This is a genomic window from Curtobacterium sp. MCBD17_034 (assembly GCF_003234515.1).
Taxonomy (GTDB): domain Bacteria; phylum Actinomycetota; class Actinomycetes; order Actinomycetales; family Microbacteriaceae; genus Curtobacterium.
Genome location: NZ_QKTN01000009.1, coordinates 66631 through 92464 on the forward strand (window position 1 = coordinate 66631; position 25834 = coordinate 92464).

A 25834-nucleotide genomic window follows, 5' to 3' on the forward strand; every position below is an offset into this window, starting at 1 on the left:
GGCACCTCATCACGGACTCGGTGCCGCACACATCGACCGGAAGGTGCAGCCATGACCAAGCCCATGCCCGACAAGCCCTCGGTGGACGGCCTCGAGCAGGTCTGGGGCCCGCAGTGGGAGACCGACGGCACCTACCGGTTCGACCGCGATGGTGCGACCCGCGCCGACGTCTACTCGATCGACACCCCGCCGCCCACGGCGTCCGGCTCGCTGCACATCGGGCACGTGTTCAGCTACACCCACACCGACGTCAAGGCGCGGTTCGAGCGCATGCGCGGCAAGCGCGTGTTCTACCCGATGGGCTGGGACGACAACGGCCTGCCGACGGAACGCCGCGTGCAGAACTACTACGGCGTCCGCTGCGACCCGTCGCTCCCCTACGACGCGTCCTTCACACCACCGTTCGAGGGCGGCGACGGCAAGAGCACCAAGGCCGCCGACCAGGTCCCGATCTCACGCCGCAACTTCATCGAGCTGTGCGAGCGCCTGACCGTCGAGGACGAGCAGCAGTTCGAGCACGTGTGGCGCACCCTCGGCCTGTCGGTGGACTGGACGCAGTCGTACCGGACGATCGGCGACGAATCGCAGGCGATCGCGCAGAAGGCGTTCCTGCGGAACCTCGCCCGCGGCGAGGCCTACCAGGCGGACGCACCGACCCTGTGGGACGTCACGTTCCGCACGGCGGTGGCGCAGGCCGAACTGGAGGACCGGGACCAGCCCGGCGCGTACCACGGCATCGCGTTCCACAAGACCGACGGCAGCGGCGACGTCGTGATCCAGACGACCCGGCCGGAGCTGCTCCCCGCGTGCGTCGCACTCGTCGCACACCCGGACGACGAACGGTTCCAGGACCTGTTCGGGACGACCGTGCGCTCCCCGCTGTTCGACGTCGAGGTCCCGGTGCTCGCACACCACCTGGCACAGCAGGACAAGGGCGCCGGCATCGCGATGATCTGCACCTTCGGCGACACGACGGACGTCGTCTGGTGGCGCGAGCTGCAGCTGCCGAACCGCTCGGTGATCGGGTTCGACGGCCGCATCGTGTCACAGGCGCCCGACGTCATCACCTCGGAGCGCGGCCTGGCCGTGTACGCCGAGATGGCCGGCAAGACCGTGTTCAGCGCCAAGCAGGTCGTCGTCGACGCGCTCACCGAATCGGGCGAGCTCATCGGCGACGTCAAGAAGATCACGCACCCGGTCAAGTTCTTCGAGAAGGGCGACAAGCCGCTCGAGATCGTGTCGACGCGGCAGTGGTACATCGTCAACGGGTCGCGCGACCAGCAGCTCAAGGACACCCTCGTCGAGCGCGGTCAGCAGATCGCGTTCCACCCGGACTTCATGCGCGTCCGGTACGAGAACTGGGTGAACGGCCTGTCCGGCGACTGGCTCGTGTCGCGGCAGCGGTTCTTCGGTGTGCCGCTCCCCGTCTGGTACCCGCTCGACGCCGACGGCAACCCCGTGTTCGACCAGGTGATCACCCCGACCGAGGACCAGCTCCCCGTGGACCCGTCGTCCGACCCGGCTCCCGGCTACTCAGCCGACCAGCGCGGCGTCCCCGGCGGGTTCATCGGCGAGGTCGACGTCATGGACACGTGGGCGACCTCGTCCCTGACCCCGCAGCTCGCCGGCGGGTGGGAGCGGGACCCCGACCTGTTCGGGATCGTCTACCCGTACGACGTCCGTCCGCAGGGCCAGGACATCATCCGGACCTGGCTGTTCACGACCGCGCTCCGGGCCCAGCTCGAGGACGGCGTCGCCCCGTGGGCGAACGCCTCGATCTCGGGGTTCATCGTCGACCCGGACCGCAAGAAGATGTCGAAGTCGAAGGGCAACGTCGTCACGCCCATCGACATGCTCGAGCAGCACGGCGCCGACGCGGTCCGGTACTGGGCGGCGTCCTCGCGTCTCGGCACCGACGCGGCGTTCGACCCGCAGAACCCCAAGCAGATCAAGGTCGGTCGACGCCTGGCGATCAAGGTGCTCAACGCCGCGAAGTTCGTGCACGGCTTCGAGCTGCCCGTCGGTGCGCACAGCGTCACCGAGGCGCTCGACGTGGACATGCTCGCCGCGCTCCGCTCGGTCGTCGAGCAGGCCACGACCGCGTTCGAGCAGTACGACCACGCCCGCGCGCTCGAGGTCACTGAGCGGTTCTTCTGGACGTTCTGCGACGACTACCTCGAGCTCGTCAAGGAGCGCGCGTACGGCACCGCCGACGAGGCCACCCACGAGACGCAGGCCTCGGCGGTGCTCGCGCTCCGCGCCGCGATGGACGTGCTGACCCGCCTGCTCGCACCGTTCCTCCCGTTCGCAACGGAGGAAGTGTGGGCCTGGACGCACGACGGATCGGTGCACCGGGCCTCCTGGCCGACCCCGGCCGACCTGCCGGTCGACGCCGACGAGTCCGGGCTGCTCGAGGCCGTCGGGCAGGCGCTCATCGGCATCCGCGGGGCGAAGACGGCGGCGAAGGCGTCGCAGAAGACGCCCGTCACGCGGGCGGTCGTCGCGGCCCCCGAGCCGGTGCGGGCGCTCATCGAGCAGGCCGCGCCGGACCTCGCCGCGGTCGGGCGGATCCGGAACCTGGCGTTCGCGGAGGGCGCGGAGCTCAGCGTCGTCGAGATCGAGCTCGAGGAGCAGCCCGCGGTCTGACCCCCCTCCGCGAGATCGCAGTCGTTGCCGTTCTGGTTCGATCAGAACGGCAACGACTGCGATCTCGGATCGGACTGGGACGGACTGGAGGCACCATGCAGCTGGGCACACGATGGAGCGTCGGGCAGGAGCCACCGGCCGCCCTGCCGGAGGCGATGCTCGTCGCGGTCCGGACGGTCGAGGAGGAACTCGCCGACGAGGGGGTCGACGCCTCGACGTGGCGCTGGACCCTGACGTGGCTCGAGCGCCGACCGATCGCCGAGCTCGACGACGGGACGCGGATCCACCTCGACCCGCTCGGACAGACCGTGACGACGCCGCCCCACGACGACGAGCCCTGAGCGGACCCAGCCCGGTCTCGGCCGGGCCGGGCAGGCAGCCAGGCGCGGCTGGTCAGCGCGCGCGGAGACGCCGTCCGACGAACACCGCGATCGCGCCGACGAGCGCCCAGCCCATCACGTTGCGGCTCGCGGTACGCCGTCCGCCGTGCCACCCGCCATCCGCCGTCGCGTCCCGCGGGTCGGACGACGGGGTGAAGATCGTCCCCTGGTTGTCGGCGACGTGCTCGTGGCGCGACAGGTGCGTCTTGTCGGTCTGGATCGCCATCTGCGCCTCGACCGCGGCCGGGGTCATGCGGTGCTGCTGCACGAACGCCTTGCCGGCACCTCCGATCGCGATCTCGGTCGCCTTGCCGGGCGCGTCGGCCGCGCGGACGACCGCGCGCGCGACCTTGTCGACACCGTAGACCGGCGGCAGCGCGACGATCTTGCGGCCGGTGTGGTTCGCGCTGTGCCGGAAGAACGGCGTGTCCACGGTGGGCGGCAGGACCGTGACGACGTGGATGCGCTTCTTGCCGCGGAGCATGAGCTCGGACCGGAGGCTCACGCCGAGGGCACGGACCGCCGCCTTCGACATGCCGTAGGGCGCGGTGTACGGCTGCGGGACCTCGCCCACGATGGACGACACGTTGACGAGCACGCCACGCCCCTGCCGCTCCATGACCTCGAGGGCCGCGCGTGCGCCGTACACGTACCCCATGACGTTGACGTCCATCACACGGCGGAACTCGTCCATCGGCATCTGCAGGAACGGCGAGAACGACGAGATGGCGGCGTCGTTGATCCACACGTCGATGCGTCCGAACCGGCGGACGGCCTCCGCTGCCAGGCGGAGCACGGCGGTCTCGTCGCTCGTGTCGGTCGGCACGGCGAGCGCCTCGCCACCGAGCGCACGGCACTCGGCGGCCACGGCCTCCAGGGCGGCGGGACGACGGGCGGCGAGGACGACCGCGTCACCCGCACGGGCGAACCGGAGCGCCGTGGCCCGACCGATGCCGCTGGACGCCCCCGTGATCACGATCGTGCGGTTCCGCTTGCCCATGGTGCGCCTCCCGGTGCGCTCGGTGGAGCGGGACGTCCCCGTCTCCTGACGGTCCACTGGTACGCCCTCCGGGTGGCCGTCGTTCCCAGCGACGGCCGTTCGCGGGCCGCGAGCGCCGGACACGGCGATGCCCCGCTCCGGAGTGGAGCGGGGCATCGCCCTGCGGCCACCACCCTGCCGGATCGCAGGGCGGGGTGCGAGAGGAGCGGGCTGGTGCTGCGCCGGGCCTACTTGCGGAGGAAGGCGAGCAGGGCCTCGTTCACCTCCGCGGTGTGGGTCGTGAGGAGCCCGTGCGGCGCCCCTTCGATCTCGACGTAGTCCGCCGACGGCAGCGCCGCGGCGAAGCGCCGACCGGTGGCGTCGATCGGCAGGATGCGGTCGCCGGTGCCGTGCACGATGAGCGCGGGGACGTCCACCTGGGGGATGTCCGCGCGGAAGTCGGTCGGCCAGGTCAGGGGCGCGGCCGCGGACGCGATGGCCCCGGAACCGGCGGCCACGTTCCACGCGTTGCGGACCGCCTCCTCGCTGATGCGGCTGCCCAGGTTCTCGTCGAGGTTGAAGAAGTCCTGGTAGAAGGCGGTGAAGTACGCGTAGCGGTCCTGTGCGACGGTCTCGGCGATCCCCTCGAAGAAGGACATCGGCGCCGCTCCGTCCGGGTTGTCGTCGGTCACCGCGAGGTACGGCTCGAGCGACGCGAGGAACGCGGCCTTCGCGACGCGCCCGGAACCGTAGGTGGCGATGTACCGGGCGACCTCGCCGGTGCCCATCGAGAACCCGACGAGGATCGCGTCGTGCAGGTCGAGGGTCTCCATGACGACGTTGAGGTCCGCCGCGAACGTGTCGTAGTCGTACCCGGTCGACGGCTGCGACGACTGCCCGAACCCGCGGCGGTCGTACGTGATGACGCGGTAGCCCGCCTGGAGGAGCGCGGGCACCTGGCCCTCCCACGAGTTGCCGTCGAGCGGGAAGCCGTGGATGAGCACGACCGGCTGGCCCGTGCCCTTGTCCTCGTAGTGGAGCTCGATGTCGATGCTGTTCTCGGTCCCGACCGTGATGGTGCTCATCGTCCTACATCCCTTCGTCGTCCGGGCCGTCTCTCGGTCCGGTCCGGTGGAGAACGATCGTTCTCCGCCGATGTCCGTTACAGTAGAGAACGAGCGTTCTCCGCGCAAGCCGGTCTCAGCCGACTCGCAGGTACTGCTCCGAACGGGGGACGTCGACACCATCCCGCCGCAGCTCCTCCGCTGCCACGACCGAGGACCAAAGGAACCAGACATGAGCACCGTCACCGTCGAGCAGGACGACACCCGGGCCGGCATCATCGCCGCTGCCGACGAGCTGTTCTACCGACGTGGCATCCAGTCGGTCGGCATGGACGCCGTCCGCTCGGCCGCGAACGTGTCGCTGAAACGCCTCTACAAGGAGTTCCCCGGCAAGGAGGACCTCGTCGTCGCCGTCCTCGCCGGCCGGCACGACATGTGGGAGCGCGGGGTCAGCGCCGCCGTCGACGCCGCCGACGGGCCCCGAGCGAAGCTCCTCGCCGTCTACGACTACCTCGAGGCGTGGTTCGCCGACAGCTCGTTCCGCGGGTGCGGGTTCATCAACGCCTTCGGGGAACTCGGCGCGACCTCCCCTGCGATCGCGGACATGGCGCGGCGACACAAGGAGTCCTTCCAGCGGTACATCGCCGGGCTCACCGCCACCATCGGGCTCGACCACGCCCACGCCGAGGAGCTCGCCGCCCAGCTCGCACTGCTCGCCGAGGGCGCTCAGACCACCGCGGCGATCGCCGGCACCGCCGACGCCGCCGTCCACGCCCGACGCGCCGCCGCCACGCTCGTCGACGCCGCGGTCGCCACCCGCTGAACCGGCCGGGAGGCCCGCCCCCGGGCGTCCCCGCACCCCCGGTCCTAGGGTGGTGGACATGGCCACGCCCTTCGACGCCCCGAGCAGCCTCCCGTACGCGCTCCCCCCGTTCACCGAGGTCCGGCTCGAGCACTACCGCCCCGCGTTCGACCAGGGCATGCGCGAGCAGCGTGCAGAGGTCGAGGCGATCGCGACGGACCCGGAGTCCCCGACGTTCGACAACACGCTCGTCGCCCTCGAGCGGTCCGGGCAGCTCCTGGCGCGCGTGTCCATGGCCTTCTTCACCGTCGCCTCGGCGGACTCGACCGCCGAGATCCACGACCTCGAGGCCGAGATCTCGCCGCTGCTGGCCGCCCACCGCGACGCGATCACCCTCGACAGTCGGCTGTACGAGCGGGTCGCCGCCGTGCACGACGCCCGCGAGGACCTCGGCCTGACCGGCGAGGACCTCCGCCTGGTGGAGCGGACCCACACCGAGATGACCCTGGCCGGTGCGGGGCTCGACGCCGCCGGCAAGGAGCGCCTGACCGCGCTGAACCAGGAGGTCTCGACGCTCACGACACGGTTCGAGCGCAACCTGCTCGACGACACGAACGACCTCGCCGTGCACATCACCGACGAGGCGGAGCTCGACGGCCTCGACGACGGTGCCCGGTCCGCGACCCGCGGGGCCGCCGAGGCGCGCGGCCTGGACGGCTGGCTCATCACCCTGCCGCTGTTCACCGGGCACCCCTACCTGGCGACGCTGACGGACCGAGCGGTCCGGGCCCGCATCATGGACGCCTCGCTGCAGCGGGGTCGGCGGGGCAACGACTGGGACAACCGGGACCTCGTGCTCCGCATCGTCCGGCTCCGTGCCGAGCGCGCGGAACTCCTCGGGTTCCCGAACCACGCCGCCGCCGTGACCGCCGACGAGACCGCAGGGACGCCGGAGGCGGTGGACGGCCTCCTGACGTCGCTCGCGCCCGCCGCGGCCGCGAACGCCCGGGACGAGCGCGAGGTCCGTGCGCGGGTGCTCGGCCACGAGGTCGAGGCGCACGACTGGGCGTACGCGACCGAGATCCTCCGCGCCCAGCAGTTCGCGGTCGACGCGACCGCGATGCGAGCGTACTTCGAGGCGGAGCGCGTGCTGCACGACGGCGTGTTCCACGCGGCGAACGCCCTGTACGGCCTGTCGTTCGCCGAGCGGCCCGACCTGCACGGCTACAACGACGAGGTCCGGGTGTTCGAGGTCACGGACGAACAGGGCGCGTCGGTCGGCCTCTACCTGCTCGACCTGTACACGCGCGACGGCAAGCGCGGCGGTGCGTGGATGAACCCGATCGTCGAGCAGTCGGCCCTGATCGGCACCCTGCCCGTCGTCGTCAACAACCTCAACGTGCCGAAGCCCGCCGCCGGGTCCCCCACACTCCTGACCCAGGACGAGGTCACCACGCTGTTCCACGAGTTCGGGCACGCGCTGCACGGCCTCATCGCGCGGACGACGTACCCGCGGTTCTCGGGCACGAGCGTCGAGCGCGACTTCGTCGAGTTCCCGAGCCAGGTCAACGAGATGTGGCTCAACTGGCCCGAGGTCCTGGTGAACTACGCCCGACACCACGAGACCGGCGAGCCCATGCCCGCGGAACTCGTGCTCGGCCTCAGCGACTCCGAGGGGTTCAACGAGGGCTTCGCCACGACCGAGTACCTCGCTGCCGCGATGCTCGACCAGGCCTGGCACCGCCTCAGCTCCGCGGAGGCCGCGGCGGTGACCGACGTGGAGGCGTTCGAGCAGGACGCCCTCGAGGCCGCCGGCATCGCCGTCCCCGCGGTCCCCACGCGCTACTCGTCGACGTACTTCGCCCACACGTTCTCGGGCGGGTACGACGCGGGCTACTACGGCTACATCTGGAGCGAGGTGCTCGACGCGGACACCGTGGAGTGGTTCCGGGAGCACGGCGGCCTGTCACGCGAGGCCGGACGCCGGTTCGCCTCGATCGTCCTCGGTGTCGGAGGCTCCCGCGACCCGCTCGAGGCCTACCGCGAGTTCCGGGGCCGCGACGCCGAGGTCGGTCCCCTGCTGCGCCGCCGCGGGCTCGAGTAGGCCGCCCGTCGTCGCGCCGGGGCGCCGCCAGGCTCCGAACACCGCGATGGCGTTCGAACACCGGGATCGCGGTGTTCGAACGGCACGGGCGTGTTCAACGGGCCAGCGGGACGTCCGCCGACCGCGTTGCAGCGGCGCTACGCGGACTTCTCGACGCGCTTGCGCGCCCGCGGCACGATCGTCGGCGCGGCGTTCTCGAGCACGGACTCCCGCGTGACGACGACGCGAGCGACGTCATCGTCCGAGGGCACCTCGAACATGATCGGGCCGAGGACTTCTTCCATGATGGCGCGAAGACCACGGGCACCGGTCTGGCGGAGCACCGCGAGGTCCGCGATCGCCTCGAGCGCCTGCCGGTCGAACTCGAGCTCGACGCCGTCGATCTGGAACATCCGCTGGTACTGCTTGACCAGCGCGTTCTTCGGCTCGGTCAGGATCTCCATGAGGGCGGCCTGGTCGAGCGGTGTCACGGTGGTCACGACGGGGAGGCGCCCGATGAACTCCGGGATCAGGCCGAACTTGTGCAGGTCCTCGGGCAGGACCTCGCCGTAGACGTCGGTCTGGTCGAGCGGGCTGTGCAACGGTGCGCCGAAGCCGATGCCCCGCTTGCCGATGCGGGACGAGATGATGTCCTCGAGCCCGGCGAACGCCCCGGCCACGATGAACAGCACGTTCGTCGTGTCGATCTGGATGAACTCCTGGTGCGGGTGCTTGCGCCCACCCTGCGGCGGCACCGACGCCGTCGTGCCCTCGAGGATCTTGAGGAGCGCCTGCTGCACGCCCTCGCCCGAGACGTCGCGCGTGATCGAGGGGTTCTCGGCCTTCCGGGCGATCTTGTCGACCTCGTCGATGTAGATGATCCCCGTCTCGGCCCGCTTGACGTCGTAGTCGGCGGCCTGGATCAGCTTGAGCAGGATGTTCTCGACGTCCTCGCCGACATAGCCGGCCTCGGTGAGCGCCGTGGCGTCCGCGACCGCGAACGGCACGTTGAGCCGCTTGGCCAGGGTCTGCGCCAGGTAGGTCTTGCCACAGCCCGTCGGGCCGATGAGCAGGATGTTCGACTTGGCGATCTCGATGTCGTCGCCGCGGTGCTCGGCCGCGGTGATCGCACCCTGAGCGCGGATGCGCTTGTAGTGGTTGTAGACCGCGACCGACAGGGCACGCTTGGCCGGATCCTGCCCGATGACGTACTCCTCGAGGAAGTCGAAGATCTCGCGCGGCTTGGGGAGGTCGAAGTCGCCGTCCGCGGTGTCCTCGCCGGCCTCGGCGAGGCGTTCCTCGATGATCTCGTTGCAGAGTTCGACGCACTCGTCGCAGATGTACACGCCCGGGCCCGCGATGAGCTGCTGCACCTGCTTCTGGCTCTTGCCGCAGAAGGAGCACTTGAGGAGATCGGCGCTCTCTCCGATGCGTGCCATGCGAGGCCTCCTTGGTCGTCGCGCACCGGTGGCTGGCACACGAGGTCGTCGTGGAGTTGAGCCTAATCGCATCCGACGACACTGACGGCGCGACCGTGCCGCAAACCACCACGCGTTCGCTCGGGGCGGCCGGTTTGTGCCACAGGACCGCCTCGGACTACGGTGGCCGTCGGGACTCTACAAGTTGTAGAAGCGAAAGGACCTCCATGCGCAAGCGCCTCGTCGCGGGCACCGCCGCCACCGTGGGCATCACGGCCGCTCTCGTCCTCGGGACCGCCGCCGCGGCGAGCGCCCACGTGGAGGCGACGGCCACGGACACCGCCGCCGACTCGTACACGACCCTGACGTTCTCGGTCCCGCACGGGTGCGACGGCTCCCCCACCACCGCGCTGACCTTCCACGTTCCGCGGTCGGTCATCGACGTCACGCCCACGGTGAATCCCAACTGGACGATCACCAAGGCGACGGAGCCCTACACGAGCAAGCAGTCCGCGAGCGACGACGAGGACCCCGCCGACGCCGGGACGCGCGTGACGAGCGTCACCTACACGGCGACGACGCCCCTGGCCGCGGACGAGCGCGACACCTTCCAGCTCTCGCTCTCGCTGCCCGACGGCAAGCCCGGCACGATCGTCGCGTTCCCCGTGACCCAGACGTGCGTCACCGGATCGACCGAGTGGGACCAGGTGCAGAAGGCCGGCCAGGACGAGCCCGAGCACCCCGCACCGGCCGTCACCCTGACCGCGGCGATCCCGGGCGCGGACGACGACGACGACCACGCGCAGGAGCACGCCAGCGACGCGGCGACGGGCAGTGCGAGCGGCACCGAGACGAGCGGCACCGGATCCGCCGGCGGGGACACCGACCTCGTCGCTCGGGGCCTCGGCATCGCCGGACTCGTCGTCGGCGCGGTGGGCGTCGTGAGCGCGGCCGCCATGGCCCGGCGGCGTCCCCGGTGAGCGCCCGCCGCATCCGCACCGGATCCGGTGCGGCGTCGCCGGCCGGGAGAACCGGACCGCGTCGCGCGCTCGCCCTCGCGCTGGCATCGGTGGCGGTCACCGCAGGCGCCGTCCTCGGACTGGCGGCCCCGGCCTCCGCGCACAACTACATGATCGCGTCGACGCCGACCGTCAACGGCACACTGACCTCACTGCCGAAGCGGTTCGAGATCACGACGAACGACCGTCTGCTCGACATCGGTGACACCAACTCGGGCTTCGCCTACCGGATCGTCGGACCGAGCGGTCGGTACTACGAGAACGGCTGCCTCATCGTGGACGGCCCGTCGATGACGACGAAGGCGGCGCTCGGACGGTCGGGCGAGTACACGATCGAGTGGCAGATCGTCAGCGCCGACGGCCACACGGTGTCGGACCAGTACCGGTTCCGGTGGGATGCCCCGGCCGGGTTCCGCCCCGCCACGGGGAGCACGCGGCCGCCGGTCTGCGCGTCCGGGCCGGGCTCGTCGGCCGCAGCGTCGGACTCCGGCACGGGCAGCGCGGGCGGCGGGTCCAGCGGGGTCGTGGGCGACGCGATCTGGATCGGCGCGGGCGGGCTCGTGCTCGTGGCGCTCGTCGTGGTGGTCCTGCTGCTCCTCCGCCGCCCTGCCGGATCCGCCGTGGAGCCGGCGACCGCCGAACGCGGCCGCGACGACGAGGACGACCTCGCCGACGACGCCCGAGACTGACCGCAGGCGCCCCCCGGCGAGATCGCAGTCGTTGCCGTTCTGAGGAGACCCAGAACGGCAACGACTGCGATCTCGCGGAAGGGTGGGCGGCCGCAGGCCGGCCGCAGGCCGCAGGCCGCAGGCCGCAGGCCGAAGGCCGCAGGCCGAAGGCCGCAGGCCGGCCGCAGGCCGAAGGCCGCCCCAGCGGCGCAGGCGCGCGGCCACCAAGCCGCCGGACACGACGGAGGGCCCCGACCAGAACGGTCGGGGCCCTCCGTCTGTCGGGACTACTTGACGAGCGCCGGCAGCGACTTGCGGCTGGTCAGCACCTGGTCGATGAGCCCGTACTCGACGGCCTCTTGCGCGGACATGATCTTGTCGCGCTCGATGTCGTGGTTGACCTGCTCCGGGGTGCGGTTCGAGTGCCGGGACAGGGTCTCCTCGAGCCAGGTGCGCATGCGGAGGATCTCCGCGGCCTGGATCTCGATGTCCGACGCCTGCCCGCCACCCTGCTGGGTTGCCGGCTGGTGGATGAGCACGCGGGCGTTCGGCAGCGCGAGACGCTTGCCCGGCGTGCCGGCGGCCAGGAGCACCGACGCGGCGGACGCTGCCTGACCGAGGCACACCGTCTGGATCTGCGGACGGATGTACTGCATCGTGTCGTAGATCGCCGTCATGGCCGTGAACGAGCCACCGGGCGAGTTGATGTACATGACGATGTCGCGGTCCGGGTCCATCGACTCGAGCACGAGCAGCTGGGCCATGATGTCGTCGGCCGAAGCGTCGTCCACCTGCACGCCGAGGAACACGATGCGGTCCTCGAAGAGCTTGGCGTACGGGTCCTGGCGCTTGTAGCCGTAGGCGGTGCGCTCCTCGAAGCTCGGGAGGATGTAGCGGTCGGAGGGTGCGGGGACGTTCTGCGCGCCACCGAGCATGGGGAGATGCATTCTCGATTTCCTTTTCTTGGTGGTGGGCTACTCGGCGGACGGCGCCGCGGCCGGGGTCTCGGTCTCGCCGTCGCCGACCGTCCCGCCGCCACCGATGACCTCACTGGACATCGCACGGAGGTGGTCGACGAAGCCGTACTCCAGGGCCTCCTGCGCGGTGAACCAGTTGTCGCGGTCGTTGTCCTTGAGGATCTGCTCGATCGACTTGCCGGTCTGCTCGGCGGTGAGTTCCGCCATGCGCTGCTTCATGTCGAGGATGACCTTGGCCTGGGTCTGGATGTCGGCGGCGGTCCCGCCGAAGCCACCGGACGGCTGGTGCAGGAGCACGCGGGCGTTCGGGGTGATGTAGCGCTTGCCCGGGGTGCCGGACGAGAGCAGGAACTGCCCCATCGAGGCGGCGAGCCCGATACCGACGGTGACGATGTCGTTCGGGACGAACTGCATCGTGTCGTAGATGGCCATGCCGGCGGTGATCGAACCACCGGGCGAGTTGATGTAGAGGTAAATGTCCTTCTCGGGGTCCTCCGCCGCGAGCAGCAGCAGCTTCGCAGCGATCTCGTTCGAGTTGTCGTCACGGACCTCGGAGCCGAGCCAGACGATCCGGTCCCTCAGAAGACGGTCAAAAACACTGGGGTTCAGTGTCGCTTCGGCCATGTGTAGCTCCCGTTCAGTTGTCGCTTGTCGTCGAACCTATCGGGTGCAACGCGGCGCATCTCCCGAGTTCGCTGTCGGCAATACCAGGGCCGGGAACGACGCACTGGAGGCCCGGGACCAGCTGGTCCCGGGCCTCCCGTGCGCGCTCTTCGCAGGTGCGACGCGCCAGCGTTGCGCGGCGCCGACCGAGCCTGCGAGGGTCAGTCAGCTCGGCTCACTCGGCCTCGGCCTCGGCCTCGGCCTCGTCGTCCGTCGCCGGCTCCTGGGCCACGCCCGCGGTGAACGCGGACAGGTCGACCGGGGCGCCGTTCGTGTCGACGACCTTCGCCTTGGCGAGCACGGTCGCGATCGCCTTGGAACGGGCGACCTCGCCGACCATGCCGGGGATCTGGCCGTTCTGGTCGATCACCTTGATGAACTCGCCCGGCTCCATGCCGTACTGCGCGGCGGCCTGGATCAGGTACTGGGTCAGCTCTTCCTGGCTGACCTGGACCTGCTCCTGCTCGGCGACGGCGTCGAGGAGCAGCTGCGACTTGAACGCCTTCTCGCTGGACTCGGCGACCTCGGCGCGGTGCTCGTCGTCCTCGAGGCGGTTCTCCTGCTCGAGGTGGCGGTGGACCTCGTCGTCGATGAGCTGCTGCGAGATCGGGATCTCGACGCTGTCGAGCAGCTTCTCGACGAGCTGGTCGCGGGCCGCGGCACCCTGGCCGAAGGTCTTCGACTTGGCGATCTGCTCCTTGAGGTCCGCCTTGAGCTCGTCGATCGTGTCGAACTGGCTCGCGATCTGGGCGAACTCGTCGTCGGCCTCGGGCAGCTCGCGCTCCTTGACGGCCGTGAGCGTCACGGCGATCTGCGCGGTCTCGCCCTCGTGGTCGCCACCGAGGAGCTTCGACTCGAAGGTGGTGGACTCACCCGCAGTGAGGGTCTCGAGGGCGTCGTCGATGCCCTCGATGAGGTCGCCCGAGCCGATCTCGTACGACACACCGGTGGCCGAGTCGACTTCTTCGTCGCCGATGGTCGCGGTGAGGTCGAGCTGGGCGAAGTCACCCGTGGTGGCGGGACGGTCGACCGTGACGAGCGTGCCGAAGCGCGTGCGGAGGTTCTGGAGCTCCTCCTCGATCTCGTCGTCGGTGACGTCGACCGCGTCGACCGTGAGCTCGAGGCCCTCGTAGTCGGGGAGGTCGAACTCGGGACGGACGTCGACCTCGAACGTGAGGACGAGGTCGCCCGTGAAGTCCTTGACGCTCGGGAGCTCGGCGATGTCGGCCTCGGCACGACCGAGCACGCGGAGCTCGTTCTCCTCGACCGCCTGGCGGTAGAAGGTGTCGATGGCGTCCCCGACGGCGTGGTTCAGGATCTCCGGGCGGCCGACGCGCTGGTCGACGATGGCCGGCGGCACCTTGCCCTTCCGGAAGCCGGGGATGTTGATCTGCTCGGCGATGTGCTTGTACGCGTGGTCGATGCTCGGCTTGAGCTCGTCCGGCGTCACGTTCACGGTGAGCTTGACCCGGGTGGGGCTCAACTTGTCGACGGTGCTGGTGACCAAGGGTGTGTTCTCCTGAGGTTGACGATGGTGTGACCTGGTCGGGGCGACAGGATTTGAACCTGCGACCTCCCGCTCCCAAAGCGGGCGCTCTACCAAGCTGAGCTACGCCCCGGTCGTTGCCGGGCCAGGGTCGTGCAACGAGCGCGGGCAGGACGGACCCGACCGCGATCGATCCCGACGAGTCTAGCGGCACGCGAGCGCGGCGTTCCCGGCCCTCCCAGCGGCCGTGGAGGCGGTGGGTACCCGCGTCACGCGGGTGGCGGTGGCAGCGCGCCCCGGTCCTCCCGGCCGTCGGTCGCAGCGTCCTGCCCGCGACCGGTCCTGCGGTCCTGGCGCCCGTCGTCCGCGGCGTCCCGCAGGAGCCGGCGCCGCCAGCGGAGGCCCACGGCGACCTGGACGAGCACCGCGGCCGCGAACAGCGCCACCGCGACGATCGGGCGGACGACGTGCAGGAGCACGTGGAGCGGCTCCCCCACGTGCCCCCCGACGACCGACGGCGCGAACGACAGGACGACGACACCGACGGCGACGAGCACGTACGAGACCACGCGCGAGCGCCGCACGAGTGGATCGTGGCTGGTGGTCGCGACCCGGGGTACCCGCACGTCGCCGAGTGTAGGCGCGGTGTGCGGGGACACCCGGCCGTCCGCTACGATCGGGGGGCGGCGCCGTGGTGTCGCACGGGGATGTAGCTCAATGGTAGAGCCCCAGTCTTCCAAACTGGCTACGCGGGTTCGATTCCCGTCATCCCCTCCCTTGTGGCTACTGGGAAGTAGGCCCGTTCAGCTAGTGAACGGCTAGCGCGAACCCCTCCGAAACCCCTCGTCGGCCCGTACCTCCTCGAGAGCGACCACTGGTCATGTCTGATGTGACGGTCGTCGTGTCGCCGCGACGATCATGCCTAGCTAACTCATAATGCGAAGGTAAGTCACCTACCAAGAATGAGTTCAGTCATGGCAGATTCCCCTTCCGCGGAAGCCCGGTCGTCGTACCCCTATCTGTCCACGAACCAATGGTTCGGAGTGCGCAGCCGACTGAAGCAGTCACCACCGCGAGCGATCGACGTCGACTGGGTCATCGCGGCCTTGGACACGACACAGAGGACGGCGCAGAACGTCGTTCCCCAGCTGAGAGCACTCGGCCTAGTGGGGCCAGACAACCGAACTACCGATCTGGCACACGACTTGCGCGATGACGAGTCCTACGCAGCAGCGTGCGCCGCCATCGTCGAGAGTGTCTACCCGGAGAGCCTTCGCAACGCCCATGACGATCCCTCCGCTGATCCGTCGCGAGTTGCAAGCTGGTTCTCCCGCAACGCTCGCGTTGGGGACGCCGCAGCGAAGAAGCAAGCGGTCATATATCTGACGCTGCTTGGCGGAGAGCTGCCCGCTCCAGACAACGCGGAGGCAGCTCCTAAGCCGAGGAAAAAGGCGGCAGCGAAGCCGAAGCCATCGCCCGCCCCTTCAAGCGCGTCAGCTCGAAGCGCCGGAGCCGCCGTCGCCGGAGGCTCACCCACCGAGAATGACGGGCCCACGCAGCACGAGGAGCGCGGTCTACGGCAGCAGCAACCCAACGGAACGCCGACTATCCACGTGGACCTACAGATTCACATCTCGGCTGACACGAGTGATTCACAGATCGACTCAATCTTCCAGAGCATGGCGAAGCATCTCTATGGCCGATGAGGCGCTGCCGCTGGCGATGCGTATCGTCCGCGGGATACAAGCTGATGGCGTACCCACGGCGTCGACACGAGCCACACCGGCTAGTCGTCGGACGACCGGTGCCTCAGCCGATGCAGCACCGGAAGCTCCGACCGCCTTTCTCACCTGGGCGCACCGTCATTCCTCGTGGGACGACCAACAGGCGCAGAACTGGCAGGAAGAAGTTGCGACCTTCGCTGCGACCCTGCGGCACCTCGGCGTTGACGCCGACGTCGACTTGTTCCATCTCGATGAGCCTCAAGACTGGACACGATTCGGGCAGCGGGCGATTCAACGGGCGCAGTTTACCCTCATCATCATGTCCGCTGCATGGGCTGAGCGATGGGCGGGCAGCAATGCCCCGACGGAAGGCGCTGGCGCAGCAGGCGAGGCGGATTATCTGCGTGGCCTCTTCGCGAAGAACCAGGAGACTTGGCAGCGAAGACTGCTCATTGTCATGTTCCCGGAGGTGCCGGGGGCTTTGGTTCCACCGGACCTCGAGCGGGTCTCTCGCGTCTACGTTGATCCGACCAACACCGACGATTACGAGGCGGTTCTCCGTAATCTCACTGCCCAACCGCGCTACCCCAAACCACCGCTCGGCGTCGTACCCCGCTTCACACCGGCTCAGACTCAGGCGGCCGGCGACCTTCGAGAAGAGTTGAAATCGGTGCGGGCCGAGATGAAGGCGCTGACAGCAGATGCTCCCGCGGAGCGGCGACAGCGGCTGACCATGCGAGAGTCAGCCCTCCTCGGCTTCATCGACGCTGCAGATCAGGGGGATGACTAGCGCCCAACGAACGCCTCGAACCGCGCGATCTAATCGTCGTAGTCGGTCGGGTACAAGTGGCCGTAGATGGTGTCGGTCGTCGAGACGGAGGCGTGCGCCATCCAGCGGCTGACCTCATATGGCTTGAAGCCCGCGGCGAGCATCAGCGAGGCGTACGTGTGGCGCAGGTCGTGGAAGCGCATGTGCTGCACCACGCCCGCTCGCTGGGCGGCTGGCACGAGGTAGTAGGCGCGCACTCCCCCGCAGTCGATGTTCCGGGACCAGTCGAGCCGGCGAGAGCCGTTGCTGCGGGCTGGCCAGAACAGCGCGTCCGGGTCGCCGCTGTGCGGGTGCGCCAGCAGGTACTCGCGCAGGTCAGCGATGAGAGAGCGCGAGAGCAGCGGCACGTTCCGGGTGGAGCGGGCGCTCTTAGGGGTGCCAACCTGCCACTCGCCGTTCACGCGGCGGATCGACTGCCGCACTTCCACGTGCCCGGCCGCGAGGTTGACATCGCGGATGCGCAGCCCTTGCAGCTCAGCGGCGCGCAGGCCGGTGCCTGCGGCGAATCGGATCAGCAGCCCGTAGGGCGCGTACTCGTCCAGCTCATTGGCGACCTTCTCCACCTGCGCGGCGGTGAGGAACACAGGAGCGAACCCGTCCGCGTTAGTGGCGCGAGGGATGTCCACCGCGTCGCACGGGTTGTGTGCGATCAGCCGGTGCCGCAGCGCATACCGAAACACCTTGTTCAGGGTGATGAAGTGATTGCGCACGGTTGAGGACGCGCGACCGGACGCGATGAGGTTAGCCGCCCAGGCCTCGACCTCTTCCGAAGAGATGGTTGAGATGCGTCGCTTGCCGAAAATCGGCAGCACGCGCGCCTCGTAGAACTGCACGTACCCGGCGTAGGTGCTCGGCTTCAGCTTTGCGCGAGACGCCGCGAGCGACGCCTGCACCACTTCCTCGAAGCTCTTGCCGCGCCCCGCCAACGGCTCGGTCGTCTGCCCGTTTGCCTTCTGGTTCTCCACCGTCAAGGCGAAGCGCTCGGCCTCGCGCTTAATCGTGAACGACCGCTGCCGAAACTTGCCGCCGTCTCGCCAGCGGACCTCGTAGGCCCGGCCGGGCTTCCGCTCTACCGCGCTCAATCAGAGCTTGCGAGCTGTCGACCAAGGTGTTCTCGTAGATGCGCACTCGATCGAAGACCGCGTCGTCCACACGCTTGATCTCGGCCTGCTCCGCGACCGAGTTCGGGTAGGACTCTTCCCGAGCGTGGATGCGGTAGACCTCTGGGTCCGCAGCGACGGCGGGGCTGTAGTCGAAGACAGGCATGTCAGGCTCCGATCCGGCGGGTCGGGCGCTTGGCCAGGTCTCGGATGCGTTCCCGGGTGCTGCTGCTTTCGTCGGCTCGCTCAAAGGCCGCGGTGAAGTACCGCTCCGTGGCGTCGAGTTCGGCCCGCAGCTCTTCGGCAGCGCCGCGGTAGTCCTCGGCGCGAAGGCGCAGCAGTCCTGCGGCGCGCGGCCCGTGGTACGCGGGGTAGAACGTGGGCTGGATGGTCATCGGTCGTCCTTCTGGGTTGAGCGGTCACTGCTGAGTCGGCCGCGGGTCTCAGCCAGGCGGAGCGTCTGTGCGACTTCGGGAAACAGCATCCCAAGAGTCGTCAGGTGGTCAATAAGCGCGGTACGCACGATCGTTGCCTTGGAAATCCACCGAGGCGCACCATCAAGTCGAGCGCTTCGCCCACTTCCACGGGCAGCGTCGTTCGCAATTCTGATTCGTAACCGAGCGGCTGTGGCCCACGCTTTCCCATTAGGTTCCGTCCGTTGCGTTAGCCATTAACCATACGCCGCAAATAAATTAGTCAGGCACAAAGCGCCGCTTTATTTGCATGGCATTCTCGACCATTGCGGAAGGCAACTCTCATGAGCAACAGCAGTGCCCGCGGTACTAAATACGCCGGTGACGACAAGGAGCGACCGGAGCGCCCCCTCACCGTCCAGGAGCAAGCCCGCGCCATGCGGCGCGAGGGGCTTCACGATCATCTTGAACTGCCGGGGCACCACAGAGCGAAGGGCTTCCAGTGATGTCACAGCCGACAATGTGACTGTCAGGGCAAGGGGAATCGGGGGCTCGTTCCACGAGCCGTCGCTCACCAGTGAGCGAAACGCGCAGTCGCTGTGCGGCACGCCGTGAGGCGCAACTTGACAATTGCCACATAAGTCGAGAGCATCCGAGGGTGCCTCACGATAGTTCCCCGCTCGACTTCATCGCGCCAAACTCGCGGGCGGTACCTCGCCCGAAGGACCCAAGCAGCCCGTACTTCGGAGTTGATCCAGAGGAGTGGCGTGAAGTAACCGCTGAGCTCATCTCAGAGCATCCGCTAGACCCTAGGATTCTGCGGGACGCGGTGCTGCAGAGTTGGGATGACATCTTTGAGTCATCCATCGGTCTCGGTCGTATCGGCGCAGGGATCGACCCGGATCCTCAAATCATGGGATACCTACTGCACGAACTGATCCCCGTACGAATTAGCGCCGAATCCCGTGAGTGGCGGAAGGATTCCGCTTCCGACGAGAAGGACCTGGTTTACGTACCCAACCCCAGCTATTCGATCGAGATCAAATCCTCAACGAACGCGATGCAGATCTTCGGTAACCGAAGCTATGGCGTTGAGCGGACGGAAGATGGGCGGGGGCGGCAACTGAAGAAGGCAAAGTCGGGATACTACTGCGCCATCAATTTCGAGCGGTGGGTCGATGCACCGGGTAGGCGTCCCGAGATCCGCCGAATCCGCTTCGGATGGATCGATAGCACCGACTGGGTCGCCCAGCGCGCCGAGACCGGACAGGCCTCGACGCTACCCCGCGCGGTCTACGCGAATCAACTCGCCGTCATCTACTCCCGCTAGCAGCGCAGCGCGATCGTCAAACATCCGGTCCAATCGCTGGATAGCGGTCCCGAGGTAATCCGAGCGCAATTCGAAACCGACGGATCGCCGCCCCAGGCGTCCGGCGACCGCCGCCGTCGTTCCAGAACCCAGGAACGGGTCTAGCACCACGTCGCCAGGTCGTGTGGTCGACAGGATGATGCGCTCGATCACTGCTTCGGGGAACTGGGCAGGATGAGGCATGCGCTCCTTCGAAGCGCGCTGCCTACCAGACGTCACCTTGGGAATATTCCAAACATCGCCGGGATTTTTCCCCAGCGGATTGCACTTCAGCTTGCCGTTCTTCCGCTGATTTGGGTATTTAACGTCAGGGTCACGAACCGAGTCAAGGTCGAAGTAGTACGAGTCGGGATCCTTGACATACCAGAGGAATTTCTCGTTCCGCGGCGCAAACGCGCGACTCGTGGTCGTACCCGCCCCATACGCCCATACCACTTCCTGGCGCAGGTAGAACGGGACTTTATCCCACAGGAGGTAGGGCAGCGGCACCGCTCGACCCTGGCCCTTCACTTCGACGTAGCCGAGATTGAGCCAGAAATGAGCAGACTCCGATGAGATACGACCGATCTCGACCGCCCAAGATTCGACCCATTGGAGGTACTCCTGGAGGTCCAACTTCGTCTCATACTCTTTGCCGATGTTGTACGGCGGACTCGTGACGGTCGAATCGAGCCAGCTAGAAGGCAGCTTGCGAAGTAGTTCGAGCGAGTCGCCTTGATAGATGAGGACTCCATCGCGTTCGTAGGCGGGGGCACCGAGGTGTGTGCGAACTACGTCGAGGGACATGGAGCTCCAGAGTGTCGAACGGGCTTTCGAATGAAGCCTACTGCGAGTCAGGACTGTTACAGGTGTCGCTGCACCCGAGCGACGTCAGTATCCGCGCGACCGCCGACACAGCGACCGCGGGCACTCGGAAACCCCTCCGACCGCGCCCCGCCACGCACTGCCGACGGCTACCGGCTCGACCCGATACAGCCCCCACGATCCCCGCCGGCTCGGGTTCTCATGGGCTACGGCGGGCGAGGGCGGTTCGCCACGGCTCAATAAGTGGGAGCCCGGCGGACGTTCTTCCAAACTGGCTACGCGGGTTCGATTCCCGTCATCCCCTCCACGTGACCCGACCCGACGTCGTCCACCGTGCCGAGCAGGTGCTCGTCCTCCTCGAGCCGGTACCGCACCGGATCGCCGTCGTCCGATGCATCACGGTCGGCGACGAGTGCGATGGTCGAACTCCGGGACACGAGCAGCACGGCCGGGGTCGGCCGGCCGTCGCCACGGTTCACCTCGAGCCACATGAGGCCGTCGGACGCCAGGGCCGTCCGGATCCGCTCCCGCACCGCGTCGGGCCCCTCCTTCGAGATCGTGTACTCGATCCCGTCGTAGATGACGATGGTCCGGATCATGCCGGGGTCCCTTCCGAGGGCTCGGGGACGATGCGCAGTCCGCCGGGCGACCCGGCTGCCTGGGCCAACGCCTCGACCCACTCGCGGTTGATGGTCGGCGGGCGACTGCCCGAGTAGCGGATGACGAGGGGCACGGTCCGGTCGAGCCAGATCGCGGTCCGACCGTTCCCGACGTCGCGGTCGTCCTTCCAGGAGAACATGAACGACTCGCCGCGGCGCAGCTTCGTCGCGATCACGATCTGCAGGTGCGCGAGCAGGCGGTCCTCGAAGTCCACGGTGTACGAGCTGTTGTAGATCATCCTGCCCATGGGACCAGCCTCCGATCCGGCTCCTGGGATCGCCGCCAGGGAGCCCAACGCCTGTCCTGTCAGCGTACCCAGACCGGAACGACCACGCTGGCATCATGCGACGCATCCACTACGCCGGGGGGTACGTCATGACCGGCGACAGCACGTGCAAGGCCCTCCTCCGGTACGCCCGGGCACTCGCCGTGGCGGGCGTCGCCGACGTCGTCCAGATCCCGGTCGTCACGGACGGCGGCAGCAGGGGGTACGCCCACCTGCTCATCGGGCCCGCGAGCCAGATCTTCTCGACACCGGTCCTCGAGAGCCCGGACGAACCGCTCGACCAGGAGGTCATCGAGCGCCTCGAGCGGGGGACGATGTCCCTGCAACCGAGCCGGCCGGAGTGGCCCGCCGAGATGACCGACGTGCAGGACCTCAGTTTCCTCGTCGACCTGGACTACGACGCCACGTAGGGTCGGCCGAGGGCGTACCGGACGCGCAGCCGAGCGGGGACGCGCCGCTCGACTTGACGCCGGGTTCGAACACACGTTCGAATAGGGGTATGGGACGGCGACGTGAGGACCGGTGGTCACCACCGGAGCACCCCGAGTCGCCGCGCCCCGACGCGTTCTCGCTGTCGGAGGACGCCCGGGGCGGCGATCCCTGCCACGCCGTCACGCCGATCCCGGTGTGGGCGTGGATCCAGTTCCCGTCGTTCCACGTCCGGGTCAAGGCGTTCGCCCGCAGCTGGACCGTCGACGCCGTCCTCGTGGAGTGGGCGCAGTTCGGTCATCCGGCCGAGGCCTGGGTCTGGCGATCCGCCGTCAAGCACCGCACCCTCCGCGAGGACGACCGCCGGACGCGCCGGGTGGCGGACGACCGATGGTGACCATGCAACGACGCCGCGGACGCATGGACCGCGTGAAGCGGACATTCTGACGCGACCGCATTGACAGCCCTGCCCATACAGAGGATCGTTCAGCGAATCGCACGTCGTTGAACATTTCAGCGCGCGAAGGATTGGACGGACGGACCAGTGCCGGCCGCATCGACCACGGGAGGGCAGATGAAGAAGACCGACGTCCCCTCCTGGATGTCCCACGTCCTCACCCCGCCCGAGGTCATCGCGGCCTACGTCGAGCAGCGCGTCAACGACCCGTCGCTCCTCGCCCCGGACCAGACCGAGCCGACGTACGCGGACTTCCTCGTGTCCGAGGACTGACCGGCCCCGGCGCCAGCCGGGAGGCCCGTCAAGCGGGCGGCGCGTCGGGTACCGGTGAGCTCCTCCCGCGCTCCCGTCGGCCGCTCACGGTGACGCCGATGCTCGCCAGCGTCACGCAGGCCAGCGCGACGAGCTCCCGCGCCGACAGGGCCTCGCCCGCGATCGCGAACCCGGCGAGCGCTGCGATGGCCGGCCCGAGACTCTGGAGCACCCCGAACACCCGCGGGGGCAACGTCCGGAGCGCCTGCATCTCGAGGGCGTAGGGCAGGACGCTCGACAGCACGGCCACGGCGCCGAACACGAGCAGCAGCACCGGATCCGCTCGGACACCGTGCACGGCGGCGCCCGCACCGACCGGGAGGGCGACGAGCATCGCGACGACGAGCGAGACGCTCAGACCGTCCACCCCGGGGATCCGCGCACCGACGTGCCGGTTGAGCACGATGTACGCCGACCAGCACACCGCGGCGACGACGGCGAACACGAACCCCGCGACCGCGGCGGGACCGGACGCGCCGACACCGAGCAGCACGACGCCGGCGAGTGCGAGCGCGGCCCAGACCACGTCGCGCCATCGCCGGGTGTACACGAGCGAGAGCGCGAGCGGCCCGAGGAACTCCACCGTCACCGCGATGCCGATCGGGATGCGCGCGAACGCGACGTAGATGCAGACGTTCATGCCGCCGAGGGCGAGACCGAGCCCGAGGGCGCCGAGCCACTGCGCCCGGTCCCACGACCGCACCGCCGGCCGCACCACGAGGGCGAACACGACGGCGCCGATCGTCAGACGGAGCACGGCCGCACCGACGGACCCGACCACGTCGAAGTGGGTCTTCGCGATCGCCGCGCCGAGTTGCACCGACACCATGGCGGCGACGGCGAGCGCGGGCGCCGGGACACGTGCCGCGCGGTCACCGTCCCGGGCCGGGGTCGGCGCGCTCATCGGTGCCTCATCGCAGGGACGCGAGGACGGCGAGGACACGACGGTGGTCGTCACCGGTGTCCTCGAGTCCGAGCTTGGCGAAGATGTTCGACACGTGCTTCTCGACGGCGCCGGTCCCGATCACGAGGGTGCGTGCGATCGCGGCGTTCGAGCGCCCCTCGGCCATGAGCGCGAGGACGTCCCGCTCGCGCGGTGTCAGGGCGGCGAGCGGGTCACGCCGGCGCCCCATGAGCTCCGTCACGACCTCGGGGTCGAGCACCGTGCCGCCGCTCGCGATGCGCCGGATCGCGTCGTCGATCTCGTCGAGGCGCGTGACGCGGTCCTTGAGCAGGTAGCCGAGCCCGCTCGATCCGTCTGCCAGGAGCTCCTCGGCGTACGACGCCTCGACGTACTGCGAGAGGAGGAGCACCCCGATGCCCGGCACCGTACGACGGGCCGCGACGGCGGCGCGCACACCCTCGTCCGTGTAGCTCGGCGGCATGCGGACGTCCATCACGACGACGTCCGGTCGGACCTCCGGCAGGCTCGCGAGGAACGTCACCGCGTCACCGTACTGCGCGACGACCGCGATCCCGGCCTCGTCGAGGACGCGCGTGAGGCCCTCGCGCAGGAGGACCGCGTCGTCGACGACGACGGCCCGGATGCGGGGTGCATCCGGGCCGTCGGTCATGCGCTCGATGCTAGCCGTCACGGCGCCGCGGTCGGTCCCGCGGCGGGCGCGACCGGACCTGTTGTGGACGAGGACGGGCCTCCCGGCATCGTCGTCGGCGTACCCCGCAGCGCGCCGAGCGGGATCCGCGCCACGGCGTCGGTCGGGCCACCCGCCGGGCTCGACACCGACAGCTCGCCGTCGAGCGCGCGCATCCGCCCCATGAGCCCGAGGATCCCGTGGCCCTCCTGCACGGCGGCACCACCCCGGCCGTCGTCCCGGACCCGGAGTTCGAGCACCGGCTGACCGTCGGGGTCGGACGTCAGGGTGATCGAGACCTCGGCGGAGGACGCCTCCGCGTGCTTCGTGGTGTTCGTCAGGAGCTCGCTCACCGTGAAATACAGGTTGCGCTCGATCTCGGTCGGCAGCACGAACCCGTCCGGCAGCCGCACGTCGAGGTCGACGGGCAGGGGCGTCCGGGACACGAGCGCCTCGAGTGCCGCGACGAGCCCGCGGTCGAGCAGGATCGGCGGCGCGAACCCCCGGGACAGCGCACGGAGCTCGTCGAGGGCGTCCTTCGCGTGCCCGGACGCCTCGGCCATGAGTCCGCGGGCACGCTCGGGGTCACGCTCGAACGCGCGCTCGGCCGCCGCGAGGTCCATCCGCAGCCGGACGAGCCGCTGCTGCGGTCCGTCGTGCAGGTCACGCTCGATCTGACGGAGCGCCTGGCCCTCGGCGGTGACGGCACCGGCCCGCGACGCCTGCAGCCCGACGACGCGCTGCTGCAGCACCTCGGACCGGAAGCCGCCGAGGAGTGCTCGGTCCACCCAGTAGTGCGCGAGCACCGCGCCGCGGGTCCACAGCGGGAACAGGAGGACCGCTGCCGTCACCGACACCGCGCACGCGATCGCGCCGACCACCCAGGGCCAGGTCTGGCCGATCCCCTGATGGGCGAGGTACTGGTTGATCTGCCACCCGTGGGTGATGGCGGCGAACCCGGCGCCGACCGGGGCCACGACGCCGGCGACGAGGGTGGCACCGGCGCCGATCGTGATGCACGCGACGAGCGGGTAGACGACGACCGCGTGCAGCAGGTACAGCCAGTAGTGCGGGTTCGCCACGGCCGACACGATCCGGAGGAACCAGTTCTGTCGCCACCGCGGCGTCCAGTCGACGGGGCGGAAGCGCTCGGGCTCGGCCCAGCTCATCCGGAGCTGCTCGAACGCGCCGAGCCATCGGGCGACGAACAGCGACGCCAGGAACAGCGCGAGCGAGATCGGGTTGAGCACCTGCCCGGCGGTCCCGTGCAGGATCACGAGGGGGAACACGGAGTACACGGTGCCGAGGAGCAGCGCCGTGAACGCGAGGTACCCGAAGTCGCGGGGGACGTGCCTCCAGGCGTCCCGGTAGAAGGAGCGGCGCGGGGTGCCGTCGCCACCACCCCCACCGCCGGGCGGGACGGCGCCGTCGTCCGGGCCGGACGGGGGGACGTCGCCGAGTCGGGTCCCGGGTATGCGGCCGGGAGCGGACGCGGGCGCGCTGCCGGACGCGGGCACGCCGCCCGACGCGGCCGACGGGAGCTGGTCGGAGGGCATGGGCACGGTCTCCGCGGTGTCGATACGAGCTGTTTCGGTCATGGATCGAGCCTCGCGGTCGGCGGGCCCGCGCCCCATCCTGCCCGCTCCCGGCCCCGTGGTGGGGTTGTCCCCCCTC

Annotated in this window: 28 protein-coding genes and 2 tRNA genes; 14 read left to right on the forward strand and 16 right to left on the reverse strand. The window is 69.3% G+C overall.

Going from position 1 to position 25834, the window contains the following annotated elements; genetic code table 11:
• Positions 1-51: 51 nt before the first annotated feature.
• Entirely contained in the window at positions 52-2646 is a 2595-nt protein-coding gene (gene valS, locus DEI92_RS13930) for a valine--tRNA ligase (RefSeq protein WP_111013920.1), read from the forward strand.
• Positions 2647-2741: 95 nt separating this feature from the next.
• Positions 2742-2987, forward strand: a complete 246-nt coding sequence (locus tag DEI92_RS13935; protein WP_111013921.1) for a hypothetical protein — start codon at positions 2742-2744, stop codon at positions 2985-2987.
• Positions 2988-3039: 52 nt separating this feature from the next.
• On the opposite strand, the gene DEI92_RS13940 is transcribed toward DEI92_RS13935, so the two are convergent.
• Both DEI92_RS13940 and DEI92_RS13945 read right to left on the reverse strand, forming a co-directional pair.
• Positions 3040-4083 (reverse strand): SDR family oxidoreductase, encoded by a 1044-nt coding sequence (locus tag DEI92_RS13940; RefSeq protein ID WP_258370211.1) that lies wholly within the window; start codon positions 4081-4083, stop codon positions 3040-3042.
• 170 nt (positions 4084-4253) lie between these two features.
• Positions 4254-5090: an alpha/beta fold hydrolase gene (locus tag DEI92_RS13945; protein WP_111011028.1), complete on the reverse strand. Its 837-nt coding sequence runs from the start codon at positions 5088-5090 to the stop codon at positions 4254-4256.
• A 211-nt stretch (positions 5091-5301) separates the two neighbouring features.
• Between DEI92_RS13945 and DEI92_RS13950 the strand changes: the two genes are divergently transcribed.
• On the forward strand, positions 5302-5892 hold the full coding sequence (locus DEI92_RS13950; protein WP_111011027.1) for a TetR/AcrR family transcriptional regulator: 591 nt from the start codon (positions 5302-5304) through the stop codon (positions 5890-5892).
• A gap of 58 nt (positions 5893-5950) precedes the next feature.
• Positions 5951-7975 carry a M3 family metallopeptidase gene (locus DEI92_RS13955; protein ID WP_111013922.1) on the forward strand — a complete coding sequence of 675 codons (2025 nt, stop codon included), beginning with the start codon at positions 5951-5953 and terminating at the stop codon, positions 7973-7975.
• Between the two features lie 137 nt (positions 7976-8112).
• Here DEI92_RS13955 and clpX read toward each other — a convergent pair whose 3' ends face one another.
• Entirely contained in the window at positions 8113-9393 is a 1281-nt protein-coding gene (clpX, locus tag DEI92_RS13960; protein WP_111011025.1) for an ATP-dependent Clp protease ATP-binding subunit ClpX, read from the reverse strand.
• Between the two features lie 206 nt (positions 9394-9599).
• Between clpX and DEI92_RS13965 the strand changes: the two genes are divergently transcribed.
• Together DEI92_RS13965 and DEI92_RS13970 are read left to right on the forward strand one after the other, a co-directional pair.
• Complete coding sequence (locus DEI92_RS13965) at positions 9600-10352, forward strand: YcnI family protein (protein WP_111013923.1); 753 nt, start codon at positions 9600-9602, stop codon at positions 10350-10352.
• Entirely contained in the window at positions 10349-11080 is a 732-nt protein-coding gene (locus tag DEI92_RS13970) for a copper resistance CopC family protein (RefSeq protein WP_111013924.1), read from the forward strand. Before DEI92_RS13965 ends, DEI92_RS13970 begins: the two co-directional genes overlap by 4 nt.
• Positions 11081-11346: 266 nt before the next feature.
• Here DEI92_RS13970 and DEI92_RS13975 read toward each other — a convergent pair whose 3' ends face one another.
• The 5 genes from DEI92_RS13975 to DEI92_RS13995 form a co-directional block, all read right to left on the reverse strand.
• Positions 11347-12006, reverse strand: a complete 660-nt coding sequence (locus DEI92_RS13975) for an ATP-dependent Clp protease proteolytic subunit (protein WP_111011022.1) — start codon at positions 12004-12006, stop codon at positions 11347-11349.
• Positions 12007-12033: 27 nt separating this feature from the next.
• Positions 12034-12660 carry an ATP-dependent Clp protease proteolytic subunit gene (locus DEI92_RS13980; RefSeq protein ID WP_111011021.1) on the reverse strand — a complete coding sequence of 209 codons (627 nt, stop codon included), beginning with the start codon at positions 12658-12660 and terminating at the stop codon, positions 12034-12036.
• 214 nt (positions 12661-12874) lie between these two features.
• Complete coding sequence (gene tig / locus DEI92_RS13985) at positions 12875-14206, reverse strand: trigger factor (RefSeq protein WP_111013925.1); 1332 nt, start codon at positions 14204-14206, stop codon at positions 12875-12877.
• Positions 14207-14241: 35 nt separating this feature from the next.
• A tRNA-Pro gene (locus DEI92_RS13990) sits at positions 14242-14318 on the reverse strand.
• 136 nt (positions 14319-14454) lie between these two features.
• The gene (locus tag DEI92_RS13995) at positions 14455-14811 is read right to left on the reverse strand and encodes a hypothetical protein (RefSeq protein WP_146249160.1); all 357 of its coding nucleotides are present in this window, start codon (positions 14809-14811) and stop codon (positions 14455-14457) included.
• A gap of 77 nt (positions 14812-14888) precedes the next feature.
• Between DEI92_RS13995 and DEI92_RS14000 the strand changes: the two genes are divergently transcribed.
• The 3 genes from DEI92_RS14000 (at position 14889) to DEI92_RS14005 (ending at position 16699) form a co-directional block, all read left to right on the forward strand.
• Positions 14889-14959: transfer RNA gene (locus tag DEI92_RS14000), tRNA-Gly, on the forward strand.
• A 200-nt stretch (positions 14960-15159) separates the two neighbouring features.
• Positions 15160-15891 (forward strand): DUF5343 domain-containing protein, encoded by a 732-nt coding sequence (locus DEI92_RS17040; RefSeq protein ID WP_181434923.1) that lies wholly within the window; start codon positions 15160-15162, stop codon positions 15889-15891.
• Positions 15881-16699: an SEFIR domain-containing protein gene (locus DEI92_RS14005; RefSeq protein WP_181434925.1), complete on the forward strand. Its 819-nt coding sequence runs from the start codon at positions 15881-15883 to the stop codon at positions 16697-16699. Before DEI92_RS17040 ends, DEI92_RS14005 begins: the two co-directional genes overlap by 11 nt.
• A 29-nt stretch (positions 16700-16728) precedes the next feature.
• Here DEI92_RS14005 and DEI92_RS14010 read toward each other — a convergent pair whose 3' ends face one another.
• Both DEI92_RS14010 and DEI92_RS14015 read right to left on the reverse strand, forming a co-directional pair.
• Entirely contained in the window at positions 16729-17820 is a 1092-nt protein-coding gene (locus DEI92_RS14010) for a site-specific integrase (protein WP_111013928.1), read from the reverse strand.
• Positions 17821-18005: 185 nt separating this feature from the next.
• Positions 18006-18233, reverse strand: a complete 228-nt coding sequence (locus DEI92_RS14015; protein WP_111013929.1) for a hypothetical protein — start codon at positions 18231-18233, stop codon at positions 18006-18008.
• A 362-nt stretch (positions 18234-18595) separates the two neighbouring features.
• Between DEI92_RS14015 and DEI92_RS16590 the strand changes: the two genes are divergently transcribed.
• Both DEI92_RS16590 and DEI92_RS14020 read left to right on the forward strand, forming a co-directional pair.
• Positions 18596-18757: a hypothetical protein gene (locus DEI92_RS16590; protein ID WP_181434927.1), complete on the forward strand. Its 162-nt coding sequence runs from the start codon at positions 18596-18598 to the stop codon at positions 18755-18757.
• Positions 18758-18909: 152 nt separating this feature from the next.
• Entirely contained in the window at positions 18910-19581 is a 672-nt protein-coding gene (locus tag DEI92_RS14020; protein WP_181434928.1) for a ScaI family restriction endonuclease, read from the forward strand.
• Here DEI92_RS14020 and DEI92_RS14025 read toward each other — a convergent pair.
• From DEI92_RS14025 to DEI92_RS14035, 3 genes are all read right to left on the reverse strand, one after another.
• Positions 19531-20406, reverse strand: a complete 876-nt coding sequence (locus tag DEI92_RS14025; RefSeq protein ID WP_111013931.1) for a site-specific DNA-methyltransferase — start codon at positions 20404-20406, stop codon at positions 19531-19533. The two genes, DEI92_RS14020 and DEI92_RS14025, sit on opposite strands and share 51 nt — an antisense overlap.
• Before the next feature lie 293 nt (positions 20407-20699).
• The gene (locus tag DEI92_RS14030; protein ID WP_111011018.1) at positions 20700-21023 is read right to left on the reverse strand and encodes a hypothetical protein; all 324 of its coding nucleotides are present in this window, start codon (positions 21021-21023) and stop codon (positions 20700-20702) included.
• Positions 21020-21331 carry an ATP-dependent DNA ligase gene (locus DEI92_RS14035; protein WP_111011017.1) on the reverse strand — a complete coding sequence of 104 codons (312 nt, stop codon included), beginning with the start codon at positions 21329-21331 and terminating at the stop codon, positions 21020-21022. Before DEI92_RS14035 ends, DEI92_RS14030 begins: the two co-directional genes overlap by 4 nt.
• 95 nt (positions 21332-21426) lie before the next feature.
• Here DEI92_RS14035 and DEI92_RS14040 point away from each other — a divergent pair, with 95 nt between their 5' ends.
• The 3 genes from DEI92_RS14040 to DEI92_RS16595 all read left to right on the forward strand — a co-directional run bounded on the left by DEI92_RS14040 (position 21427) and on the right by DEI92_RS16595 (position 22529).
• Positions 21427-21780 (forward strand): hypothetical protein, encoded by a 354-nt coding sequence (locus DEI92_RS14040; RefSeq protein ID WP_111013932.1) that lies wholly within the window; start codon positions 21427-21429, stop codon positions 21778-21780.
• 89 nt (positions 21781-21869) lie between these two features.
• Entirely contained in the window at positions 21870-22196 is a 327-nt protein-coding gene (locus DEI92_RS14045) for a hypothetical protein (protein WP_111011015.1), read from the forward strand.
• A 177-nt stretch (positions 22197-22373) separates the two neighbouring features.
• A complete protein-coding gene (locus DEI92_RS16595; protein ID WP_181434930.1) occupies positions 22374-22529 on the forward strand; it encodes a hypothetical protein in 156 nt (51 codons plus the stop codon).
• A gap of 28 nt (positions 22530-22557) precedes the next feature.
• Here the strand turns inward: DEI92_RS16595 and DEI92_RS14050 are convergent, their stop codons facing one another.
• From DEI92_RS14050 to DEI92_RS14060, 3 genes are read right to left on the reverse strand one after another with little or no spacing between them, the layout of a single operon-like run.
• On the reverse strand, positions 22558-23472 hold the full coding sequence (locus DEI92_RS14050; RefSeq protein WP_111013944.1) for a DMT family transporter: 915 nt from the start codon (positions 23470-23472) through the stop codon (positions 22558-22560).
• Positions 23473-23479: 7 nt separating this feature from the next.
• Positions 23480-24142: a response regulator transcription factor gene (locus DEI92_RS14055; protein WP_111013933.1), complete on the reverse strand. Its 663-nt coding sequence runs from the start codon at positions 24140-24142 to the stop codon at positions 23480-23482.
• A gap of 17 nt (positions 24143-24159) precedes the next feature.
• On the reverse strand, positions 24160-25758 hold the full coding sequence (locus DEI92_RS14060; protein ID WP_111013934.1) for a sensor histidine kinase: 1599 nt from the start codon (positions 25756-25758) through the stop codon (positions 24160-24162).
• Between the last annotated feature and the right edge of the window lie 76 nt (positions 25759-25834).

Coding starts and splice junctions, on each gene's coding strand:
- valS (WP_111013920.1), top strand. CDS start 52: ATGACCAAGCCCATGCCCGACAAGCCCTCGGTGGACGGCCTCGAGCAG.
- DEI92_RS13935 (WP_111013921.1), top strand. CDS start 2,742: ATGCAGCTGGGCACACGATGGAGCGTCGGGCAGGAGCCACCGGCCGCC.
- DEI92_RS13945 (WP_111011028.1), bottom strand. CDS start 5,090: ATGAGCACCATCACGGTCGGGACCGAGAACAGCATCGACATCGAGCTC.
- DEI92_RS13950 (WP_111011027.1), top strand. CDS start 5,302: ATGAGCACCGTCACCGTCGAGCAGGACGACACCCGGGCCGGCATCATC.
- DEI92_RS13955 (WP_111013922.1), top strand. CDS start 5,951: ATGGCCACGCCCTTCGACGCCCCGAGCAGCCTCCCGTACGCGCTCCCC.
- clpX (WP_111011025.1), bottom strand. CDS start 9,393: ATGGCACGCATCGGAGAGAGCGCCGATCTCCTCAAGTGCTCCTTCTGC.
- DEI92_RS13965 (WP_111013923.1), top strand. CDS start 9,600: ATGCGCAAGCGCCTCGTCGCGGGCACCGCCGCCACCGTGGGCATCACG.
- DEI92_RS13975 (WP_111011022.1), bottom strand. CDS start 12,006: ATGCATCTCCCCATGCTCGGTGGCGCGCAGAACGTCCCCGCACCCTCC.
- DEI92_RS13980 (WP_111011021.1), bottom strand. CDS start 12,660: ATGGCCGAAGCGACACTGAACCCCAGTGTTTTTGACCGTCTTCTGAGG.
- DEI92_RS17040 (WP_181434923.1), top strand. CDS start 15,160: ATGGCAGATTCCCCTTCCGCGGAAGCCCGGTCGTCGTACCCCTATCTG.
- DEI92_RS14005 (WP_181434925.1), top strand. CDS start 15,881: ATGGCCGATGAGGCGCTGCCGCTGGCGATGCGTATCGTCCGCGGGATA.
- DEI92_RS14015 (WP_111013929.1), bottom strand. CDS start 18,233: ATGACCATCCAGCCCACGTTCTACCCCGCGTACCACGGGCCGCGCGCC.
- DEI92_RS16590 (WP_181434927.1), top strand. CDS start 18,596: ATGAGCAACAGCAGTGCCCGCGGTACTAAATACGCCGGTGACGACAAG.
- DEI92_RS14025 (WP_111013931.1), bottom strand. CDS start 20,406: ATGTCCCTCGACGTAGTTCGCACACACCTCGGTGCCCCCGCCTACGAA.
- DEI92_RS14030 (WP_111011018.1), bottom strand. CDS start 21,023: ATGATCCGGACCATCGTCATCTACGACGGGATCGAGTACACGATCTCG.
- DEI92_RS14035 (WP_111011017.1), bottom strand. CDS start 21,331: ATGGGCAGGATGATCTACAACAGCTCGTACACCGTGGACTTCGAGGAC.
- DEI92_RS14040 (WP_111013932.1), top strand. CDS start 21,427: ATGCGACGCATCCACTACGCCGGGGGGTACGTCATGACCGGCGACAGC.
- DEI92_RS14045 (WP_111011015.1), top strand. CDS start 21,870: ATGGGACGGCGACGTGAGGACCGGTGGTCACCACCGGAGCACCCCGAG.
- DEI92_RS16595 (WP_181434930.1), top strand. CDS start 22,374: ATGAAGAAGACCGACGTCCCCTCCTGGATGTCCCACGTCCTCACCCCG.
- DEI92_RS14050 (WP_111013944.1), bottom strand. CDS start 23,472: ATGAGCGCGCCGACCCCGGCCCGGGACGGTGACCGCGCGGCACGTGTC.
- DEI92_RS14055 (WP_111013933.1), bottom strand. CDS start 24,142: ATGACCGACGGCCCGGATGCACCCCGCATCCGGGCCGTCGTCGTCGAC.
- DEI92_RS14060 (WP_111013934.1), bottom strand. CDS start 25,758: ATGACCGAAACAGCTCGTATCGACACCGCGGAGACCGTGCCCATGCCC.